Origin of the sequence: Azospirillum brasilense (genome assembly GCF_001315015.1) — a bacterium.
GTDB classification, from domain to species: domain Bacteria; phylum Pseudomonadota; class Alphaproteobacteria; order Azospirillales; family Azospirillaceae; genus Azospirillum; species Azospirillum brasilense.
Map to the genome: position 1 here is coordinate 218,157 of NZ_CP012916.1, position 20,042 is coordinate 238,198.

The following is a 20,042-nucleotide window of genomic DNA, read 5'->3' on the forward strand; positions in this document are numbered from 1 at the left end:
TCCGAACGATGACCATCGCCACGACCGGCGAGGCCGACGCCTTGCCCGAAATCCTGACCGAGCGGCGCGGCGCCGTCCAGTGGGTGATCTTCAACCGGCCCAAGGCGCGCAACGCCATCACCCCCTGGATGGAGGACCGGCTGATCGAAATCTGCCGGGAGGTCGATGCCGACCCGGCGGTGAAGGCCCTGGTGCTGACCGGCGCCGTCGGCGACAAGCCCGCCTTCATGGCCGGTGCCGACCTGTCCTGTCTGCAGAGCGTCAAGACGCCGGAAGACTACACGATCCTGGAGGACCGCGCGGAAACCGCGGCGATGGCGCTGGAGGCGGTGCGCGTACCCACCATCGCCGCCCTGGCCGGTGCCTGCGTGGGGGAGGGAGCGCTGCTCGCCGCCTGCTGCGACGTGCGCATCGCCACGCCGTCGGTGCGCTTCGGCTTTCCCATCGCCCGCACCGTCGGCAACTGCCTGAGCATCAAGAACCTCGCCCGGCTGGCCGCCATTCTCGGCACCGCGCGGACCAAGGAGATGATCTTCAGCGCCCGCCTGCTGAGCGCCGACGAGCTGTCCGGCGCCGGCGCCCTGCGCGGCGTCGTTGCGGACGACGACCTCGCCGAGCGCACCCAGGAGCTGGCCGAGGAACTGGCGGGCCTTGCCCCGCTGACCCTGTGGACGACTCGCGAGGCCCTGCGCCGCTGGCGCGACCATGGGCTGCCGGCGGACGGCGATGCCGACCTGCTGCGCCTCTGCTACCTCTCCGCCGACTATCAGGAGGGCATCACGGCCTTCCTGGAGAAGCGCCGCCCGGTCTGGGTGGGGCGGTAGGGACGGCCTTGCCGCCATCCACACCCTTCACTATCCTGGCGCCGCATCACGCGCCCATGCGGGCGTTCAGCCGCCATGGGACCCGCCTGTCATGCCGACCACGCCCGACGACCTTCCGAGCGGCGCCCCCGACGTTGCGGCGCTGGAGCGGCGGTTGCGGGCCGCCCCCGACGATCTCGCGGCGACGCAGGAACTGGCCGGGCTGCTGTTCCAGGCCGGCCGCGCGGCCGACGCCGAACCTCACGCCCGCAACGCCGTCCGGCTGGCGCCGGAGGACGCGCGCTCCCACAGGCTGATGGCGCTGGTGCTGGCTGATACCCAACGGCCCCAGGCGGCCGAGTTCCATTACCGCCGGGCGTTGGCCCTGGCGCCGCCGGACGCCGCGACGGTCGCGAACCTCGCCTGGAGCCTGACCCGGCAGGGCCGGCTGGAGGAGGCGCGGCGGACCTACCGCCGGGCCGCGGCGCTGCACCCGTCCATCGCGCTGACCTGGCACGGCTGGGCGCAGACCGAGGACGCCGCCCGCGATCTTTCCGCCGCGCAACGGCTGGTGGAGCGCGCCCGGCGCCTTGACCCCGGCCACCGTGGCGCCGACACCTTCACGGCGGCCCTGCTGGCCCGGCAAGGGGACGGAGAGCAGGCGCTCGCCGTCCTGGACGCCTCGGCCGTCCGTCATGGCGCTGCCGACCCCGACGCGCTGCTGGAGACGGGGCGCATCCTCGATCGGCTGGGCCGCCACGACGAGGCCTTCGCCGCCTTCGCCGCCGGCAAGGCGCTGCTGCGGCAGGCCGGGCATCGCTATGGCGAGGAGGAGGCGGTGGACCTCATCGCGCGCCTCGCCACTTTCTTCGTGGCACCGCGCCTGCGCCTGATGCCGCGGCCCGCCACGCCGGCCGCCGGGCCGCAGCCGGTCTTCATCGCGGGCGCCCCGCGCTCCGGCACCACGCTGGTCGAGCAGATCCTGTCCTGCCATCCCGCCATCGCCGCGGGGGACGAGCTGCCCTCGCTCGGCACGGTGGTCCGGGCGCTGCCTCAGACGCTGGGCAGCCCGCTCGGCTATCCCGAAGCGCTGTCGGAGCTGTGGATGGGCGACCAGCGCGACGGGCTGGAGCGGCTGCGCAACGCCTACCTCCGCCACGCCCGCAAGCTGGTTCCGGCCAAGCCCGGCCATACGCTGTTCACCGACAAAATGCCCTTCAACGAGACGCATCTCGGTCTGATCGCGCTGATGTTCCCCTCGGCACCGGTGGTGCATGTGCTGCGCCATCCGCTGGACGTGGTGCTGTCGATGATGGGCACCAACCTGACCCACGGCTTCCATTGCGCCAACGATGTCGTGACGGCGGCGCGTCACGTCCTGCGGGTGTTCGATCTGGTGGAGCATTACCGGCGGGAGATGCCGCTGCGCTACCTGCCGCTGCGCTACGAGGATCTGGTGCGGGAGCCGGAACCGGCGGTGCGGCGCCTGCTGGGCTTCTTCGGGCTGGGCTTCGACCGGCGGTGCCTGCGTTTCGAGGAGAACCGGCGCCCCGCCCGCACGCCCAGCCACGCCCAGGTCGCGGAAAAGCTGTACAGCCGCTCCATCGACCGTCACCGCGCCTACAGGACCCATCTGAAGCCGGCGATCCCGATCCTGGAGCCGGTCATTCTCGGGCTGGGCTACAGCCTGTAGCATGCCACCCATGCCACCCATGCCCCCGTCCGACAGCGACCTCTGCGAAATCCGCCGCCGCGAAGGCCGGCTGGACGAGGCCGCCGCCCATGGTCGCCGCGCCGTCGCGCTCGATCCCGGCGACGCGGCGGGCTGGTACAATCTGGGTGTGGCGCTCTACGACCGGTTGGAGGTCGTGGCGTCCATCGCCTGCGAGCGCCGCGCCGTCCGGCTCGCCCCGGACGCGCCGGGTCCGCATTTCGAACTGGCCGAGGGGTTGCTGCTCTCCAGCCAGTGGGAGGAGGGGTGGCGCGAGTATGACTGGCGCTGGCGCCTTCCCGGCGTACCGCCGCTGATTCCGGCCGCCGTTCTGAAGCGGCATGGGCTCACCGCCGGACGGTCCTGGGACGGTCGCCCCTTGCCCGAGGGCACCCTGCTGCTGGTCGCTGACCAGGGCTTCGGCGACACCATCCAGTTCGCCCGCTACCTGCCGATGGCGGCGACGCTCTGCCCGAATCTCGTGGTCGCCTGCAGCCCGGACATGCGGCCGGTGATCCGGTCCCTTCCCGGCGGTTACCGGACGGTCACCGACTGGGAGAAGGCTCCGCCCTTCGCCGCCCACGCCGCGCTGTCCAGCCTGCCGGGACTGTTCGGCACGAGGCCCGACACCATTCCACCGCCGCTCTCCGGCCTGCGGGCCGAGCCGGCGCGCGTGCAGCGCTGGACGGAGCGCCTGGACGGGCTGCTGCCCCGCGGGTACCGCCGCGTCGGGCTGGTCTGGGCGGGGCGCCCGACCCATGGCAACGACCGCAACCGTTCCCTGACCCTCGCGCGGCTCGTGCCGTTCTTCGCGCTGGAAAAGACCGTGCTGGTGTCGCTCCAGAAGGGGCCGGCGCAGGCCGAGGCTGCCCGCTACTACGGCGCCGCACCGGTGGTCGATCTGGGACCGGAGTTGGAGAGCTTCGCCGACACCATGGCCGTGCTGGAGCAACTCGACCATGTGGTCTGCGTGGATACGGCGGTTGCCCATCTGGCCGGGGCGATGGGGCGCCCGACCGCGGTGCTGCTGCCCTACGCGCCGGACTGGCGCTGGCTGCTCGGCCGCGGCGGCACGCCCTGGTATCCCACCGTCACGCTGCACCGGCAGCCGGCGCCCGGACGGTGGGATGAGGCCATCCGCGGCGCCGTCACCGCGGTGACCGGCAAAACACTCAAGGCTTCAGGGCAGCCAGCCCGTCGGTGATGCCCTTGGTGGAGAGCGGGAAGGCCACCGCCTGCGTCCCGCCATAGGGGCGGACGGTGATCTGCGCCCCTTTGGAGCGGCGCAGCGCGGTCAGCGTCGCCTCGTCCATCGGGGCGTTGGCGAGGCAGCCGTCCTGGATGCACTGCTGGTAGGTCAGCGGCAGGGGCTTGCCGTCGTCGATGGTCAGCGCCGCCCCGGCGCGCAGGTCGACGCCCAGCGGCAGGATGACGACCATCACCCCCTTGCCGTCGGGGGCGAAGTAGCCCACCGACGCCTTGAGGATGCGGGTCGCCTGCTTGGCCTCCTTGTTCTCCATCACGCGGGTCTGCGAGAGGAAGCAGCGCGGCTTGCCGTCAGGGGGCGTCTCGCATTCGGTCTGCCAGTCGCCGAAGGTCTTGCCCGGCTCCACCGCATTTGCGGGAGCACCACCCGCGAGGAGGAGGGGGAGCGCCGCCAGCGCCCCCGTGATGATGGCCTTGCGCATCGCCGTCCTAGTCCTCACAGCTTCCACTTCAGGCCGGCGGTCGCCGACACCGTGTTCTCGCGGGCGCGGATCGCGTCCTGAACGCCGATGGTGGCGGTCAGCCGGTCGTCCAGAGCCACGCCCAGCCCGGCGCCGACCACCAGGGCGTCGCGGCCCGGCTTGCTGGCGTCGGCGGTGAAGGCCACCCCGCCCAGACGGTTGGTGGTCGAGGCCGTGGCGTCGGCGAAGTCATGCTCCCACGCCAGGGCGGCGTTGGGCAGCAAACGCCAGCCGCCGACCGTCACGCTGGTGCCGGCGCGCACGCCGACCGCGCTGCGCAGGCTGGTCCAGCCCGCCGCCTCGACGTCCAGCGCCACGCCGCCGCCGGACTCGCGGAACGCCTCGCGGGTGATGCGGTCGAAGCGCAGGCCGGCGCGCGGCTCGATCCACGCGCTGTCCGATCCGGCGAAGGCCATGCGGTGCCCGGCGGCGATCTCGGCGGAGAAGTCATGACCGTCGGCGCTTCCGCTGGCGCCCTGGCCCAGCGTGCCGAAGGCGATCCCGCGCGAGGCGTCGTAGTTGGCGTAGCCGTAGCCGATGGCGCCCTCGACAAAGGGGCTGTCGGCCGTGCCGCGCAGGCTCCAGGAGCCGTAGAGGGTCGCCTGATAGCTGTCCACGTCGGCCTTGCCCAGCCCGTCGCGCGAGGTGACGCGGTTGCGCAGGTAGCCGAGCGCCACGCCGCCGCTCACGCCGTTCTCGTAGCTGTGGTCGGCGCCCAGCAGGAAGCCGCCGATGCGTTCGGTGGTGCCGGCGGCGTTGCCGTCCGAGCCGGTTCGGCTGTAGGCCGCCAGCGGCTGGCCCCACACGCCGCCCGAACCGCGGGCCTCACCGGTTTCGCCCACGGCGCTCGTGCCGTTGCCGCTGCCGGCCAGCCGGACGCCGGAGGAGGACACCGCGCCGCCGCGCAGCGCCGACAGGCGGCCTTCCACCGCGCTGCCGAACAGGCGGCGGTTGGTGCGGTCGGCGGCCAGCGTGTCGGCGTGCAGCTTGCCCGAGAGTTGGTCGAGCGCCCCGGCGATGCCGCTGCCCGGCAGGCCGTAGAGGCCATTGAACAGCGGGGCGGCGACGCCTTCCAGCCGCGCCCCGGCGGCCGGACGCAGCGCGTCCACCGCCGCGCCGGCGGCCCGCTGGTTGCGCGTGCCGCCGCGGACCGCGTAGTTGGTCGGCGTAACCACCAGCCGAACTGTGGTGGCGTCGTACAGCGTGTCGAAGCGGGTGCCGGCTTCCAGCCCCGCCGTCGGCTGCGTCACCGCGGCGAAGCCGCCCGACACGCCGCCGTCCGCCTGGACGATGGTGAAGCTCTGGCCCAGCGTGGCGGTGTAGGTGTTGGTCGCGTCGCCGCTGATGCCGCGCAGCACCGGAGCCAGCGTGCCGGCGGCGGTGAAGGACGCCCCTTGCACCCGGATCTGATCGTGGTTGCCGGCGCCGAAGCCGGCGGTCGGGCCATCGATCTCGGCGTTCAGGACGCTGGTGCCGGTCAGGGTCACCGCGGACTGGAAGGTCAGCACGCCGGGGGAATTGCCCGGCGACACGGTGCCGGCCAGCGTGGCCGGGCCGCGGACGGTGCCGCCGCCGCTGAAGGTCGAACCGGCGCTGGTGGTCAGCGAGCCGGAGACCACGCCGTTCACGGTCGCCGAACCGCCATTCCCCACATTGACCGCGCCGGTGATGCCGGTGGCGGCAACGGTGACGGTGCCGTCGCCCACCGTGACCGGGGCCATGACGGCGCCGGCCAGGGTGGCGCTGCCGCCGGAGGTTACGGTGACCGCGCCGTTGACCGCGCCATAGGCGGCGACGGTCAGGGTGCCGCCATTCACCGCCAGCGTGCCGCCGACGCCGCCGCCCTCGACGACGGTCATGGCGCCGCCATGGGCCACCGTCACCGGGACGGCCACGACGCCGCCGACCGTGGCGCTGCCGCCGTTGTTCAGGGCCAGCGTGCCGCCCGCAACCACGCCGCTCCTGGCGACGGTCAGGGCCGCGCCGTCGCCCACCGACAGGCCGCCGGCGTTGGCGAGCTGGCCGGAGACGACCACGGTGCCGGGGCCGGACGCGGCCAGCGCCCCGCTGCCGCCGACGGCGCCCGCCAGGGTGACGGTGTTGCCGTTGGGGGCGATGGTGCCGCCCTGGCCGGTCACGGTGACCGACTGGCCGATGGTCAGCGGCGAGGCCGGGCGCAGCGTCCCGCCGTCGAAGGTGACCGAGCTGCCTTGGACCGCGCCGTCGCTGTTGGTGAAGCTGGGGCGGCTGGTGTCGATCACGCCGGTCGGCGGAGTGGGCGTGGGATCGGGGTTCGGCGTCGGGCCGGGATCGGGGTTGGGATTCGGATTGGGTTCCGGCTCCGGCTCCGGGTTGGGATTCGGTTCCGGTTCAGGCTGCGGTGTCACCTTGGTCAGGGTGAGCTGAATCCGGTTGTTCGCCGTGTCGAAGGTGGCCGTCGGGGTCAGCGTCGCGTCGCTGCCGGTGATCGCGGTGAAGGCGCCGGACACACCACCCGTCGCGGTCACGATGGTGTAGGTCGTGCTGTCGCCGTAGCCACTGCCGGTGGAGGTGACGGACAGGTCGCCGCCGATCGTGGCGGTGCCGGTGACGGCCAGCTTGCTGGCCGCGGAGGAGGTCGTCCGGATCGCCAGCGTGCTGTCGCTCTGCTGCGTGTAGTTGCCGGTGACCGTCAGGGTGCCGGGCGCGCCGGAGCCGCCGGGAGTCACGGTCGTCCCGGACGGGCTGGTCACGTTGCCGACGACCGTTCCGGTGCCCGTCAGCGTCGTGCCGTTGCTGAGTTGCAACCCGGTGGTGAGGGAGCCGTTGACGCGCAGCGTGCCGGCTTGGAGGTTCGTGGTCGTGGCCGAACTCGCACCCCCCAGCGTCCACTCCGTTCCGTTGACGTTGAGGGTGGTCAGGCCGGACACCGGTCCGGACAGGGTGCCGCCGCCCTCCAGAAGAAGGACTTGGTTTTGTCCATCGGCCTGGATGCCGCCGACCAGCACGCTGCCGTCCTTCAGGTTGATGAAGCTGCCCGCCCCGAACGCAAATGTCTTGATCGCGCTGAAGCCGTTGCCGGCGGCGATCGTTCCATGGTTGACGATGGTCGAGACACCGCTGACGGAAAGCGCGTCAACGTTTCCGATGATCGTGCCATAGTTGGTGATAACGCTGGGTGTGGTCAGGCCATACACGTTGACCGCAGGATAATCCACCTGTGAAAACGCTTGCGCCGACCTTACGCTCTTGATCAACGCCGTGCCATTGCTCGTGGAGCCGTTCGTGAGGCTGATCGCATGGGCGGATTCGATGGCGGACCAGTTGCCGATAATCGTCCCGGTGTTCTCGACAGTCGACTTCCGATTGTTCGCCGAACCGGCGAACAGGATGCCGACGTAGGTGTTCGGCACGCTGATCAGCCCGGAGTTGATCACGGTGCCGTAATTCTGTCCGTAGATGCCGTCGGCTTGATAGAAGTTGGTCTCGAGCGAGATCTTGATCGTGCCCTGGTTGGTCAGGGTCCATCCGTTGGGTGCCTTGACCCACACGCCGGTAGGCAGGTCGGTGTACTGGTTGCCGGTGCCGCTGTCGACCACGCCGCCGGTGCTGGTGATGAGGATGTTGCCGGCGGTCGGCTCGAAGGTCTGGTTCTGGATCGTCGACAACGTGTCCATCGGCGCCGCGTTTGCGGCCAACGACACGCCGAGCGCGATGGGTGCGGCGACCACCGCCGGCAGGCGCCCGCCTGACATCAGGCTTTGGCGGATCGACTCGAGGGGAGACGGCGACGGCGGCATGGGCGATTCACCTTGCGAGCGGGACGTAAGCGTTACGACCAATGGTTTACACCGTTCGATCATAACGAGTGCGCCGCGTTGCCGCCAAGACAAAATGTACAAACGCATGAAAATTTGCAATTTAGTTTTTACTCAATCTTGTAAATTATGCAGAAAAAGAGGCGATTGATTTATGTATACTTGCATAGTGAAGGTTGAAATGTAGTCTCGTCCGTTGGAGGGTGGGCAGGTTTGGCCAAGTTATGCGGAATGTTGGCGTGTTCTCAATTAACGATTTCAAGAATGGGCTGATTTGAAAATGCAGAAAATTGTCAAAAACCGTATTCACATCGGACCGCAGCCCCGCTTCGGCCGTGTCAATGTGGCAAATTCTCACACCGGAGGTTAATGGGTGGAGCGGTGCCGGCCCGGCGGTCGCTGCGCCTTCGCAGGCCGCCGGTCCGGATGCGATCAGAGGAGCCGGGCGTTCAGGGTGATCTCCGTTCCGGCCAGGGCCTTGGACACCGGACAGTTCTTTTTGGCGCCTTCGGCCTGCTGCTGGAAGGTCTGGGCGTCGATGCCGGGGATCTCGGCCTCGCAGTCGAGTTCGATTTTCGTGATGGCGAAGCCCTCGCCGGCCTTGTCCAGATGGACGCGGGCGGTGGTGTGGACGCGGGTGGGCGTGTGGCCGGCCTTGGACAGGCCGGCGGACAGCGCCATGGAGAAGCAGCCGGCATGGGCGGCGGCGATCAGCTCTTCCGGATTGGTGCCGGTGCCGTTCTCGAAGCGCGAGGGAAAGGAGTAGGCGCCCTCGAACGCGCCGCTGCCCAGCCGCATCGTGCCCGACCCCTGGGCGAGATTGCCGCGCCATTCCGCATCCGATTGCCGCACAGCCATTGGTGTTCTCCCGATCATGAGATTGTTGGATGAACCGCCGCTCAAGTTAGAGCCGTCCGGGGAAACGGCAATCACCACAAGTGTTAAGCAAGAGGAGCGGCTGACATCCGAAAAGCACCCGACGCATACGGAAAAGCAGAGGAAGACGCAGAACAATTAAGGTTTTGTGGCGTTGTCCCGGCACAGGGAAAGCCAGAGGTTGAATGGGGGTAGGAGGAATGAGCATGCGCCAACCGGATTGGCAGATCGCTGCCGGAGCGCCGCCGCGGGGCGGCGATGCCCAAGCGGTCAGTGCCGCCGACATCCGGGCGCTTCTGGCCGACAGCGGCTGGTTGGCTACCGACGCTTCCGCCTTATCCGACGAGGACGATCTCTACGCCGCCGGATTGACCTCCCACGGGTCGGTGAACCTGATGCTGGCGCTGGAGGAGCGCTACGGCGTCGAGTTCCCGGAACATCTGCTGCGCCGCCGCACCTTCGAGAGCATTGCGGCGATCCGGTCCGCGGTCGCCGGTTTGCTGGACGGTGCGCCGGGCGGGCCGGGGGTCGGATGAGGGCGCCCGCGCCGGACAGCCCGCCGACGATGGCCGCCGATGCCGCCGCCGATGCCGCGGCCATCGCCGGGCGCCATGCCGACAGCGTGGACCGCGAGGCGCGTTTTCCCGCCGAAGCCTTGGCCGCCCTGAAGGAGGCGCGGCTGCTCGGCCTGATGGTGCCGCGGGATTTCGGCGGCGGCGGCGGCGGTTTGACCGATGCGGCGGCGGTGGCCCATGCGCTGGCTCAGAAATGCCCGTCCACCGGGCTGATCTACGCCATGCACCAGATCCAGGTGGCCTGCCTCGTGCGGCACGGCCAGGGCAGCGACTGGCACCGCGGATTCCTGGAACGGTTGGCCGGGGAGCAGCTTCTTCTCGCCTCCGCGACGACCGAGGCCGGGATCGGCGGCGACGTGCGCTCCAGCGCCTGCGCGGTGGCCGGCACGGTCGAAGACGAGACGGGCGGTGCCTTCCGGCTGGAGAAGCAGGCGACGGTCATCTCCTACGGGATGGAGGCCGACGCGATCCTGGTGACGGCGCGGCGCGTGGCGGACTCGCCGCCCTCCGATCAGGTCATCGTTCCGGTGCTGCGAGGTCAAACACAGTTGGAGGAGATCGGCGGCTGGGACACGCTGGGCATGCGCGGCACCCGCAGCGTCGGCTACCGGCTGGTGGCCGAGGCGGAGCGGGCACAGATCCTGCCGCTGCCCTACGCCGACATCTCCGCCCGCACCATGCTGCCGGTGACCCACATCCTGTGGAGCAGCGTCTGGCTGGGCATCGCGACCGATGCGGTGGCGCGGGCCGCCGCCTTCATCCGGGCGGAGGCGCGCAAACGTCCCGGCACCCCGCCGCCGGGTGCGTGGCGTCTCGCTGAGGCGACCGCCGGGCTCCAGGCCATGCGCGGCATGGTGCGCGGCGCGCTCGCCCGGTTCGAGGAGGCGGCGGACGATCCCGACCGCCTCACCGCCCTGGGCTTCGCGGTCGCCATGAACACGCTGAAGACCGAAGCGGCGGACATGGTGGTGCGGATCGTGGGGCAGGCGATGCTGGCGGGCGGCTTGGCCGCCTACCGCAACGACAGCCCCTACAGCTTGTGCCGCCATCTGCGAGACGCCCATTCGGCGCCGCTGATGATCAACAACGACCGGATCCTGGGCAACACGGCGAACCTGCTGCTGGCGCACAGGGACAACGGATCTCTCTTCGGCTGAGGCCTTCTCGGAACGGAATGCGGATGGACATGCGGGCAGGAAGTACACCGGCGGAGAATGGGCAGGCGGCGTTCCGCGAGGCGCTGATCGCGGCCGGGCTGCTGATCCCCACGGGAGTCGACGGGCTGTACGGCCGTAGCGGCGTCTTCGAGGATGTGGTGGAGCGTTTCAACGACCTGATCACCACCTGGGGCAGCGGCGACGGGGCGGACGTCATGCGCTTCCCTCCGGGGGTGGCCCGCCATCAGTTCGAGCAGAGCGGCTATCTGAAGAGCTTCCCGCATCTGGCCGGCACCGTCCACGCCTTCAAGGGCGACGAGCGCGCCCACCAGTCCCTGCTGCGCCGGCTGGAGGAGGGGGAAGAGTGGACCGACGCCCAGATGGCGACCAACGTCGTCCTGACCCCTGCCGCCTGCTACCCCGTTTATCCCACCATCGCGGAGCGCGGGCCGCTGCCCGCCGACGGCGCGCTGGTCGATGTCTATTCCTACTGCTTCCGCCATGAGCCGTCGCTGGACCCGGCGCGGATGCAGATGTTCCGGATGCGCGAATATGTGCGCGTCGGCACGCCGGAGCAGGTTATGGAATTCCGGCAAAGCTGGGTGGAGCGCGGGCGGGCGCTGATGGAATCGCTGGCCCTGCCGGTCGCCGTCGATCTGGCGAACGACCCCTTCTTCGGGCGGGCCGGGCGGATGCTGGCGGCCAGCCAGCGCGACCAGGGGCTGAAGTTCGAGTTGCTGATCCCCATCGCGTCGGCGGACCAGCCCACCGCCTGCCTCAGCTTCAACTACCACCAGGATCATTTCGGGCTGCTTTGGGACCTGCGGACTCCGGACGGTGCCGTCGCCCACACGGCCTGCGTCGGCTTCGGGATGGAGCGGGTGGCGCTGGCGCTGTTCCGCCATCACGGCTTCGACGTGAAGGCGTGGCCCGCCGCCGTGCGCGCCGTCCTGTGGGGCTGAGCGGGCAGGGGAGGCCGGGCATGGCGAATCCGCTCGACAGGCCGGACCGCGACTGGGCGGAGACCAACTGCTACACCGACCTGTGGCTCGGTCTGCTGCGGGCTCTGGGGATGGAGCCGATGGCCGCCCTGGCCTTCACCGTCGCCCAGGATTTCGAGGGCGACCAGTTCACCTTCTTCAAGGTGCCGTTGGAAGACCTGCGCCGCCTCTACGGGCTGGAGGTGCAGGAACTCGCCCTCTACGACCGGGTGGAGACCCACGCGGCGGTGCAGGTGGCGCGCGGCCGTCCGGTGCTGGTCGAGGTGGACGGCTATCACCTGCCGGACACCCGTGGCACGTCGTACCGCGCGCAGCACGTCAAGACGACCATCGCGATCCTCGGCATGGACGTGGGCGCGCGCCGGCTCGACTACATCCACAACGCCGGGCGCTTCACGCTGGAGGGGGAGGATTACGACGGCCTGTTCGCTCCCGCCCCGCTGTTTCCCTACGTGGAGTTCGTGAAGCGCCGCGGTCCGGCCTTGAATGGGGAGGACCTGATGGGCGCCTCGCGCGCCCTGCTGTCCCACCATCTGCACCGCCGCCCGGCGGGCAACCCCATCGCCGCCTTCCGCGCCGCCCTGCCGGAGCATCTGGAAGCTCTGGCCGCCCGGCCCATGGACTATTTTCATCTCTACGCCTTCAACACGCTGCGGCAGGTGGGGGCAAATTTCGAGCTTCTCGGGATGTACGCGCGCTGGATCGGCGGACCCACGGACGCGGTGGAGGCCTGCGCCGCCCTCTCCGCTACCGCCAAGGCGTTTCAGTTCCAACTTGCGCGCGGGGCGCACCGGCGGCGATTCGGCGATTACGCGGAACCGCTGGAGGCTATGGAGCGCGCCTACGACAGGGCGCTCGGCGCGCTGTCCAGTCGTTTCGGGTGACCGACCATGGCGCGCCTCCATGCCGTGACGGGCCGCAGTGTGACGCCCCTGTCCGACGGATGGGAGTTGTGCATGACCGGGCCGGGGGGAACGCCTGCGGGGGACTGGCTGCCCGCCCCGGTGCCTGGCACCGTCGCCCAGGCGCTGCGCGCGGCGGGGCTCTATCGGCTGGGCGATCCACTCCCCCTCCACGACCGCGACGTCTGGTATCGGGTGACGCTGACCGGTGAGGGGCCGTGCACCCTGCGTTTCCATGGTCTCGCCACCATTGCGGAGGCTTGGCTGGACGGCGAGCGCATCCTGACCAGCGCCAGCATGTTCGAGCGCCACGACGTCCCGGTGACGCTGCGCGGGGCGCACGCGCTGCGCATCGTCTTCCGCGCCCTGAACCCGGTGCTGGCGGCGCGGAAGGGGCGGGGGCGCTGGCCGGTCCGGTTGGCCGAGCCGGCGGGTCTGCGCGCGGTGCGGACCACGCTGCTGGGGCACATGCCCGGCTGGTGCCCGCCCGTCCCGGCGGTCGGTCCCTGGCGTCCGGTAGAACTGGTCACGGAAAATGGGCCGCTGCGCGTCCGCTCGGCGGACATGCGCGCCACGCTGGAGGGGCGGGACGGCCGCCTGTCCTTGACGCTGGCGGCGGCATGGACCGGGTCCGCTCCCCCGCCGGGTTGGCTGGAGGTGGGGGACGCGCGGGCGCCGCTACGCTGGACTGGGCCGGAGGAACTGCGCGGCGATCTTCGCCTGCCGGAGGTCGCGCCCTGGTGGCCGCACAGCCACGGCAAGCCGGCGCTCCACACCGTACGCACGGCGATCGGCAACGAGCGCATCGAGTTGGGCCGCACCGGCTTCCGCCGCATCGAGCGCGAGCCCGGCGACGGCTTCACACTGCGCATCAACGGCGAGCGCATTTTCTGCCGTGGCGCCTGCTGGAGCAGCCCCGACATCGTGGCCATGCCGGGAACGCGGGAGGCCTACGCCCCCTGGCTGGAACTGGCGCGGCAGGCCGGCATGACCATGCTGCGGGTGCCGGGCATCGCCGCCTACGAGGCCGACGCCTTCTTCGACCTGTGCGACGCGATGGGAATTCTTGTCTGGCAGGATTTTATGTTCGCCAACTTCGACTATCCGGCCGACGAGCCGTTCCTCGACGGCGTGCGGCGGGAGGCGGCGCAATTCCTCGACCGGGTCCAGGCGTCGCCGTCGCTGGCCGTGCTGTGCGGCGGCAGCGAGGCGGAGCAGCAGGCGGCCATGCTCGGCCTGCCGCGCGAGCGGTGGAGCCAGCCCCTGTTCGACACCGTCCTGCGCGACGAGGCGGAACGGGGGCGGCCGGACGTGCCCTACGTGACCAATTCCCCGACCGGCGGGCCGCTGCCCTTCGCCGCCGACGCCGGGCTGACCCATTATTACGGCGTCGGCGCCTATCTGCGCCCGCTGGAGGACGCGCGCCGGGCGCACGTCCGCTTCGCCTCCGAATGCCTCGCCTTCGCCAACATGCCGGCGGCGGGAGCGCTGCCCGGCGTGCCGGCGGTCCATGACCCGCGCTGGAAGGCACGCGTCCCGCGCGACCCCGGCGCCCCGTGGGATTTCGAGGATGTGCGGGACCATTACCTGGGCAGCCTGTACGGGGTCGATCCCATGCTCCTGCGCTACGAGGATCCCGACCGCTACGCGCGGCTGTCGCGCGCCGTGACGGGAGAGGTGATGGAGGCGGTCTTCGCGGAGTGGCGGCGGGCGGGCTCCTCCTGCGCGGGCGGGCTGGTCTGGATGTTCCAGGATGTCTGGCCGGGGGCCGGCTGGGGCGTGGTCGATGCCGCGGGCGTGCCGAAGGCCGCGTGGCACGCGCTGCGCCGCGCCTTCCGGCCCGTGCAGGTCCTGCTGACCGACGAGGGGGTGAACGGGCTGGCGATCCATCTGCTGAACGAGACGGCGGCGCCGGTGGAGGCGGTGATGTCCCTGACCGCCCTGCGGCGGGGCGAGGTGCCGGTGCTGCGGGCCGAGCGGACGCTCACCCTGCCGCCGCGCAGCGCCCAGGTGCTTCCGGCCTCCTCGCTGCCAGATCGCTTTGTCGACCTGACCTGTGCCTACCGTTTCGGCCCACCCACCCACGATGCGGTGGTGGCGGCGCTCTCTGATCCTCGTTCGGGCGCATCGGTGGCGGATGCCTTTTACTTCCCACGGGGCGTGCGAATGGAGCGCTCGGACCTGGGTTTGCGCGCGCGGGCGGAGCGGACGGCGGAAGGTTGGACTCTGACCCTGTCCAGCCAGCGGCTTGCCCGCTCCGTCCACATCGAGGACGATGGATTTCGCGCGGAAGAGGACTGGTTTCATTTGCCGCCAGGGGAGGATCGCCGGGTCCGGCTGATCCCGTGCCGCCCCGGTGCCGCGGTGCCCGATGGCGAGGTCCATGCGTTGAACGGTCTGGAACCAACCCGGTACCGGGGGGCCGCATGACGCCCGATGCTCCCGCACCCGTTCTGTTCGAAGGCTGCTTCGGCTGGCTGCACCCGGCGGCTGGGCGCCGTGGCGTTGTGCTGTGCGCGCCCTACGGCGGGGAGGCTCTGGCCACCCACCGGGCATGGCGCCACTTTGCCGAAGGCTTGGCAGCGGCCGGGCTGCCGGTGCTGCGCTTCGATTATCCCGGCACCGGAGACAGCATTGGCCAGGAGGGCGATCCTGCCCGTCTGGACGCATGGCTCGGCGGCGTCCGTTCGGCCGCCGCCCATCTGCGCGCCGTCACGGGGGTGGAGGAGGTGGCTCTGGTGGGCTTGCGGTTGGGCGCGCTGCTTGCCGCCGCGGCGGCGCGTGAGGTGGGGGCGGACGCACTGGCCCTGCTGGCGCCTTTCCCCTCGGGCCGGGCCTTCCTGCAGGAGTTGCGGGCGGTGGCGCTGCTCGCCGAACGGCCGGCAGGCGCTCCGTCCGCGGTGGGACCGGAGGGGATCGACAGCGCCGGTTTCCGCCTGACTCCGGAGACGGCGGAGGCACTGCGGGGGCTCGACCTCGCGCGCATGGCGGAGGCCCCGGCGCGGCGCGTGCTGATCCTCGACCGCCCGGAGGGCCGCGCCGGCGCTCTGGCGGAGCGGTTCCGCACGCTGGGCGCCGTGGTCGAGGAGGCGCCTTTTCCCGACCACACGCGACTGATCACCAGCGTCCAGCATGCCTTCCTGGACTGCTCGGCCTTCAAGAGGGTAACGGCCTGGCTGGCGCAGGACATGGCGTCCACAGGGTCGGACCGGGCGGTGAAGGCGCCTGCCCCCCGATTGCGCCTTGCCCGCGCGGTGGAGCGCCCGCTCCGCTTCGGTCCCGGCGCCGGTCTGTTCGGCATCCTCTGCGAACCCGTCGCCGCCGCGGAGCGGCCCGCCGTGCTGCTGCTGAACAGTGGCGCCACGCCGCACAGCGGCACCGGGCGCATGTCGGTGCGACTGGCCCGGCGGCTGGGGGCGCGGGGGATCGCCTCGCTGCGGATGGATCTCGGCGGCTTGGGCGACAGCGCGTCGAAGCCGGGGCGCCGCGACGGGCTGATCTATTGCCGGGACATGGTGGAGGACGCGCAGGCCGGGCTGGACGCCCTGGCGGCGGCGGGGCATGACACCGCGGTCGCCGTGGGGCTGTGCGCCGGGGCGGCGGTGGCGTTGCATGTGGCCCTGGCCGACCCGCGGGTGGTCGGGCTGGCCCTGGTCAATCCGGGCCGCTTCGTGCTGGGGGACGGGGTGACGCAGGAGGAGGCCATCGGCAGCGCTGTGAAGCCGACCACCGCCTATCTTCCCCGCCTGACCGAGCCGGCGGTGTGGCGGGCCATCCTGCGCCAGGACCGCAAGGCGGCGCGCGTCGTCTGTGGCCTTTCGGAGCGCGCGGCCCGCCGCCTGCGCATCGGGGCCGGGCGGTTGCGGGCCGGGCTGACGGGGCGGGGCTACGCCCGTGACGACGTGCTTCACGCCTTCCAGGCACTGGCTGATCGCGGAGTTCTCACGTTGATGGCGCACAGCGAAGGCGACGTGACGCTGGGCGAGTTGGAGGCGCAGGCCGGGGCCGACGGCGGACGGCTGCGCCGGATGGGCGGTTTGTGGATGGAGCGTCTTGCCGGGGCGGACCACAGCTTGATGGAGCGCGGCGCGCGGGAGCGCTTCGCCGACCTTCTCGATGACCTGCTGGACCGCATCGGCACGGGCGCGGCCGATGCCTTGCGGGGGAAAGACCCCGGCCCACCGGAAGGGACCGGGGCGCTCCGCGTCAATCACGCGACGGGAAATAGCCCAGCATGAAGATGAAGAAGAGCAGCGACTGGTAGGGCTGCAGGTTGTTGAGGGCGACCGGGGTTGAGACGACGCCGCCGCCCGGGCTTACCTCCACGGTGGCGCCCGTGGGACCGCCGCTGACCGTGCCTTGCGGGGAGAGCACGCCCGTCAGCGAGCTTCCGGTTGGCGGCGTCGGCAGGCTCGAAGCCGGGATGTAGGGGCCGTCGAGGACAACGTCGGTGCTGGGGTCGATGAACTGTCCACCCAGCACCGCGGGAATGGCGGACGGGATGTTGCTGGTGCCGACGGCGGGGTTCAGCGGAACGGTGACCGTCGCGTTGAACGGGACGGTGCCGCCCGCGCTGCCACCCTGGAAGGCGGCCCCGTGGGTGTGCATCGGCAGATTGTTGCCGATGATCGTCGTGTACTGCGTCCCGCCCGCGTAGCCGTTGATGAGCGTGGTGCTGGTGTAGGGGCTGGTCCCCGGCCCCACCATCACGCGGCCGCGCAGGTCCGGCAGGTTGAACGTCGAGTTGTCCTTCGCGGTGCCGAAGGCCCCGGCCGTGATTGCCCACAGGGCTTGGAACTGCGCTGAGTTGACCGCTTGTCCCAGGCATTGCTGCGTGTTCACGGGGGCGAAGTTGCCGGCGAATGGAAAGACGGACCCTATATAGAAATCCATGGCGAAATCTCCGGTGGTATCGATGCGCAGGGACGGACGGTGCGCGATGGTGTGCCAAGGAACCGGCGGCCGGGCTCAGTTCAGGACCAGCTCGAAGCAGCCCCGTTCGGGATCGCGCGGAATGATCCGCACGATGTAGAAGGGGCCCAGCAATCCCATCGTCGGATGGTCGATCTGGAAATAGCCGTTCCACAGATGGCTGGTGCCGTAGGTTTCGAACAGAGCCGAAAAGGACGTGCGTTTCGCCCAGCGCGGCGTGCATTCCGGCCGCGGCGTCAGCTTCGTCAGTTCGACCTCCGTGATCACGGACCCGTCCTCCGGGGCCACGAAACGGAACGTCTGGCCGAGATGCGGGGCGAACATCTCGTGGGAGATGGAGGCGATGTCGATGGTCATCTCAAAGGTCCGGGCTCAAGTTCTGAAAGTGCGGCGGTCGTTCCGGGCGTGCAAAGCCAAAGCGCCGCATCCGTCCATCCGGTGGTCGACGATCGGGGAGTGACCCCGGATCAGTCGCGCATCGGGAAGATGCCGCTGGTGACGATCAGCATGGTCAGGGCCAGATAGGGCTGCATGTTGTTCACTGGAGTCGGGGCGGTGACGCCGCCGCCCGCCGAAATGCTGACCGTGCCCGTCAGTCCGCCCATCGTGACGGTGCCGGTGGCCGAACCGACCAGGGCCGAACCGTTCGGCGCGGTGCCGGAGCTGTAGGGGCCGTCCAAGGTGAGGCCAATGCCGGGGTCGGTGATCTGGAACGCGCCGAGATAGTTGTTGCCGCCCACCGGGGTGCTGCTGGCGCCGACGACGGTGCTCACCGGGATGGCTGCGGCGGCGGTGACGGTCGCACTGGTGCTGCTGCCGACCGGCGAGAAGGTCGCGGCGTGGATGTGCGCCGGCAGATTCTGCTGGGTGAGTATGTTGTTCGCGACGCCGCCGAAGTTTCCCGGGTTGAGCGTCATGTTGTTGAGGTAAGGGCTGGTGCCCGACCCCACCATCACGCGGCCGCGCAGGTCCGGCAGGTTGAAGTTGGTCGTGCCGTTGCCGCCGTACATCGCGCCGGTAACCGCGAACAGAGCCTGGTTCTGGCCGGTCTGCAGTTGCTGGCCCAGGCATTGGGCCGTGTATTGGGGGGCGTAGGCGCCGGTGAACGGGAAAACCAGGCCGAGGTAGACTTCCATGACGACACCTCCTGTTTTATGAAACCGGTTGCGGCGGCCTTCGGCCAGCGTCTCACCAACGACGCGCCACGCCGCCGAATGTGATGGAAAACATACCGACATATTCTCCTAAACGGCTAGATCGCAAGCAACAGACGATACAAAAAGATATTTTTTCCGTTTATGATCGTTGCAAATGTATCCTTCGGTTGCATATTCTGGTATGTATTTTGCCGGCCGCCGGACCGGCGGTGGAGCGCCGGCGGTGTCGACCCGTTGCGGATCATGGTCGCTGCGCCGTGAGCGCCGGGCAAGGGCGGACGACTCGCGCAGCCATCGTCGCCCGCTGGTCCATGGCGGCGATTCTTGCGTCGGGCCCGCATCTTCAGCTATTCAGGGCGCACGCTTGTGCTACCGGAAGGGGTGTGGCCGATGGCTGCTCTGAATGGGTCGCTGCCGTTGCTCGGCGGATTGACGGTGCGGTTTCCCCGCCCATCGGACGAGGATTTCCTGATGGGCCTGTTCATGGATGCGCGCCCCTGGCTGGCCAAGGCGCACCATGACCGTGACTTCATCCGGACGCTCTACGAACAGCAGTACAGCGCCCGGCGCATGGGGCAGGAATCCCGCTATCCGGAGCATCTGGATTTCGTCGTCGAGAAGACGGGCCAGCCGGTGGGACGGATCGTCATGGATCTCGGCCGCTACGACTGGCGCGTGTCGGAGGTGGAGATCCACCGTTTGGCCCGCGGCAAGGGCATCGGCACCGATCTTCTGCGCAGCTTCCAAGGGACTGCGGCGCAAATGCGCATGCCGATCACCTTGTCGGTGGCCGAGGTGGAGACGCGCGTCCACTGGTTTTATCATCGGCTCGGCTTCGATCTTCTGGCGAAGACGTCGCCGTCCCTGGAACTGATCTGGCTTCCCCCTGGCCATCCGGGAATTCAGCATCTGCCGCCGCAAATCCTGCCACTCCAGATGCAACAGGGCGGAGCGTCCTGACGCTGGTCCGTGGTGACGCGGTCGGACGGTCCGCTTCCTTTGTGGTGAATACCGGCACGGTCACGGCATTCCGGACCTGTGACAATGCTGTGCGGTGTTTTGCACGCAAATGCTTGACGCCGCCGCGCCGTGCGCTCGCCAGGGGCGAAATCGCTGCGTGAAAAGCATACCAATATATGCATTCATTTCAGTAATGAAATAAAGAGCGCCCCGCAGAAACAAATGCGTCGAGTTATGACGCGCTGTTCTCCTCGATGAGGCGAATCGACGCAAATCGGGCGCCTCTTTTGCTGTTTTTATAGACACACGCGCTGTCAACCACTGCGATAAGGTGGTATTCTCCCGCAGGCTATTCACTTTTTGGTGACCGCTTTGGACGTAGGGTCGGGCGGTGTCGCGTATGGCGGGAGACGGATGATGGCGCGCAAGCGTGGTTCGAACGGC

Annotated in this window: 16 protein-coding genes; 10 read left to right on the forward strand and 6 right to left on the reverse strand. The window is 69.8% G+C overall.

What is annotated here, in order from left to right:
* The first annotated feature begins 8 nt into the window (after positions 1-8).
* From AMK58_RS22540 to AMK58_RS22550, 3 genes are all read left to right on the forward strand, one after another.
* Positions 9-824 (forward strand): enoyl-CoA hydratase, encoded by an 816-nt coding sequence (locus AMK58_RS22540; protein ID WP_051140759.1) that lies wholly within the window; start codon positions 9-11, stop codon positions 822-824.
* A gap of 91 nt (positions 825-915) precedes the next feature.
* On the forward strand, positions 916-2,496 hold the full coding sequence (locus AMK58_RS22545) for a tetratricopeptide repeat-containing sulfotransferase family protein (protein WP_059399484.1): 1,581 nt from the start codon (positions 916-918) through the stop codon (positions 2,494-2,496).
* 10 nt (positions 2,497-2,506) lie between these two features.
* On the forward strand, positions 2,507-3,718 hold the full coding sequence (locus AMK58_RS22550) for a glycosyltransferase family 9 protein (protein ID WP_236778338.1): 1,212 nt from the start codon (positions 2,507-2,509) through the stop codon (positions 3,716-3,718).
* Here AMK58_RS22550 and AMK58_RS22555 read toward each other — a convergent pair.
* The 3 genes from AMK58_RS22555 to AMK58_RS22565 form a co-directional block, all read right to left on the reverse strand.
* Positions 3,687-4,202 (reverse strand): invasion associated locus B family protein, encoded by a 516-nt coding sequence (locus AMK58_RS22555; protein WP_035680452.1) that lies wholly within the window; start codon positions 4,200-4,202, stop codon positions 3,687-3,689. The genes AMK58_RS22550 and AMK58_RS22555 overlap by 32 nt on opposite strands.
* Positions 4,203-4,216: 14 nt before the next feature.
* Positions 4,217-8,020 (reverse strand): autotransporter outer membrane beta-barrel domain-containing protein, encoded by a 3,804-nt coding sequence (locus tag AMK58_RS22560; protein WP_059399485.1) that lies wholly within the window; start codon positions 8,018-8,020, stop codon positions 4,217-4,219.
* Positions 8,021-8,470: 450 nt separating this feature from the next.
* Positions 8,471-8,896 (reverse strand): OsmC family protein, encoded by a 426-nt coding sequence (locus AMK58_RS22565; protein ID WP_035680460.1) that lies wholly within the window; start codon positions 8,894-8,896, stop codon positions 8,471-8,473.
* Between the two features lie 224 nt (positions 8,897-9,120).
* Between AMK58_RS22565 and AMK58_RS22570 the strand changes: the two genes are divergently transcribed.
* From AMK58_RS22570 to AMK58_RS22595, 6 genes are read left to right on the forward strand one after another with little or no spacing between them, the layout of a single operon-like run.
* Complete coding sequence (locus AMK58_RS22570; RefSeq protein WP_079285679.1) at positions 9,121-9,450, forward strand: acyl carrier protein; 330 nt, start codon at positions 9,121-9,123, stop codon at positions 9,448-9,450.
* Complete coding sequence (locus AMK58_RS22575) at positions 9,447-10,646, forward strand: acyl-CoA dehydrogenase family protein (protein WP_059399486.1); 1,200 nt, start codon at positions 9,447-9,449, stop codon at positions 10,644-10,646. Before AMK58_RS22570 ends, AMK58_RS22575 begins: the two co-directional genes overlap by 4 nt.
* Before the next feature lie 17 nt (positions 10,647-10,663).
* On the forward strand, positions 10,664-11,608 hold the full coding sequence (locus tag AMK58_RS22580) for an amino acid--[acyl-carrier-protein] ligase (RefSeq protein ID WP_079285674.1): 945 nt from the start codon (positions 10,664-10,666) through the stop codon (positions 11,606-11,608).
* A 20-nt stretch (positions 11,609-11,628) separates the two neighbouring features.
* Positions 11,629-12,531 carry a DUF1839 family protein gene (locus tag AMK58_RS22585; protein ID WP_051140762.1) on the forward strand — a complete coding sequence of 301 codons (903 nt, stop codon included), beginning with the start codon at positions 11,629-11,631 and terminating at the stop codon, positions 12,529-12,531.
* Positions 12,532-12,537: 6 nt separating this feature from the next.
* Positions 12,538-14,979 (forward strand): glycoside hydrolase family 2 protein, encoded by a 2,442-nt coding sequence (locus AMK58_RS22590; RefSeq protein ID WP_059399487.1) that lies wholly within the window; start codon positions 12,538-12,540, stop codon positions 14,977-14,979.
* Positions 14,976-16,787, forward strand: coding sequence for an alpha/beta fold hydrolase (locus tag AMK58_RS22595; protein ID WP_059399488.1), 1,812 nt, complete (start codon positions 14,976-14,978; stop codon positions 16,785-16,787). The genes AMK58_RS22590 and AMK58_RS22595 overlap by 4 nt, the downstream gene beginning before the upstream one ends.
* On the opposite strand, the gene AMK58_RS22600 is transcribed toward AMK58_RS22595, so the two are convergent.
* The 3 genes from AMK58_RS22600 to AMK58_RS22610 all read right to left on the reverse strand — a co-directional run bounded on the left by AMK58_RS22600 (position 16,756) and on the right by AMK58_RS22610 (position 18,617).
* Positions 16,756-17,442 carry a phage tail protein gene (locus tag AMK58_RS22600; RefSeq protein WP_035680479.1) on the reverse strand — a complete coding sequence of 229 codons (687 nt, stop codon included), beginning with the start codon at positions 17,440-17,442 and terminating at the stop codon, positions 16,756-16,758. The genes AMK58_RS22595 and AMK58_RS22600 overlap by 32 nt on opposite strands.
* Positions 17,443-17,517: 75 nt before the next feature.
* Positions 17,518-17,838, reverse strand: coding sequence for a DUF6916 family protein (locus tag AMK58_RS22605; protein WP_035680483.1), 321 nt, complete (start codon positions 17,836-17,838; stop codon positions 17,518-17,520).
* A 110-nt stretch (positions 17,839-17,948) separates the two neighbouring features.
* Positions 17,949-18,617, reverse strand: a complete 669-nt coding sequence (locus AMK58_RS22610; RefSeq protein ID WP_035680486.1) for a phage tail protein — start codon at positions 18,615-18,617, stop codon at positions 17,949-17,951.
* A 411-nt stretch (positions 18,618-19,028) separates the two neighbouring features.
* Between AMK58_RS22610 and AMK58_RS22615 the strand changes: the two genes are divergently transcribed.
* Positions 19,029-19,598: a GNAT family N-acetyltransferase gene (locus AMK58_RS22615; RefSeq protein ID WP_035680488.1), complete on the forward strand. Its 570-nt coding sequence runs from the start codon at positions 19,029-19,031 to the stop codon at positions 19,596-19,598.
* Positions 19,599-20,042: the final 444 nt, after the last annotated feature.

Bases quoted from the DNA above. Each gene is read 5' to 3' on its own strand.
- AMK58_RS22605 (WP_035680483.1), bottom strand. From the start codon at position 17,838: ATGACCATCGACATCGCCTCCATCTCCCACGAGATGTTCGCCCCGCAT.
- AMK58_RS22560 (WP_059399485.1), bottom strand. From the start codon at position 8,020: ATGCCGCCGTCGCCGTCTCCCCTCGAGTCGATCCGCCAAAGCCTGATG.
- AMK58_RS22565 (WP_035680460.1), bottom strand. From the start codon at position 8,896: ATGGCTGTGCGGCAATCGGATGCGGAATGGCGCGGCAATCTCGCCCAG.
- AMK58_RS22610 (WP_035680486.1), bottom strand. From the start codon at position 18,617: ATGGAAGTCTACCTCGGCCTGGTTTTCCCGTTCACCGGCGCCTACGCC.
- AMK58_RS22600 (WP_035680479.1), bottom strand. From the start codon at position 17,442: ATGGATTTCTATATAGGGTCCGTCTTTCCATTCGCCGGCAACTTCGCC.
- AMK58_RS22550 (WP_236778338.1), top strand. From the start codon at position 2,507: ATGCCACCCATGCCCCCGTCCGACAGCGACCTCTGCGAAATCCGCCGC.
- AMK58_RS22555 (WP_035680452.1), bottom strand. From the start codon at position 4,202: ATGCGCAAGGCCATCATCACGGGGGCGCTGGCGGCGCTCCCCCTCCTC.
- AMK58_RS22615 (WP_035680488.1), top strand. From the start codon at position 19,029: ATGGCTGCTCTGAATGGGTCGCTGCCGTTGCTCGGCGGATTGACGGTG.
- AMK58_RS22595 (WP_059399488.1), top strand. From the start codon at position 14,976: ATGACGCCCGATGCTCCCGCACCCGTTCTGTTCGAAGGCTGCTTCGGC.
- AMK58_RS22540 (WP_051140759.1), top strand. From the start codon at position 9: ATGACCATCGCCACGACCGGCGAGGCCGACGCCTTGCCCGAAATCCTG.
- AMK58_RS22585 (WP_051140762.1), top strand. From the start codon at position 11,629: ATGGCGAATCCGCTCGACAGGCCGGACCGCGACTGGGCGGAGACCAAC.
- AMK58_RS22570 (WP_079285679.1), top strand. From the start codon at position 9,121: ATGCGCCAACCGGATTGGCAGATCGCTGCCGGAGCGCCGCCGCGGGGC.
- AMK58_RS22545 (WP_059399484.1), top strand. From the start codon at position 916: ATGCCGACCACGCCCGACGACCTTCCGAGCGGCGCCCCCGACGTTGCG.
- AMK58_RS22580 (WP_079285674.1), top strand. From the start codon at position 10,664: ATGCGGATGGACATGCGGGCAGGAAGTACACCGGCGGAGAATGGGCAG.
- AMK58_RS22575 (WP_059399486.1), top strand. From the start codon at position 9,447: ATGAGGGCGCCCGCGCCGGACAGCCCGCCGACGATGGCCGCCGATGCC.
- AMK58_RS22590 (WP_059399487.1), top strand. From the start codon at position 12,538: ATGGCGCGCCTCCATGCCGTGACGGGCCGCAGTGTGACGCCCCTGTCC.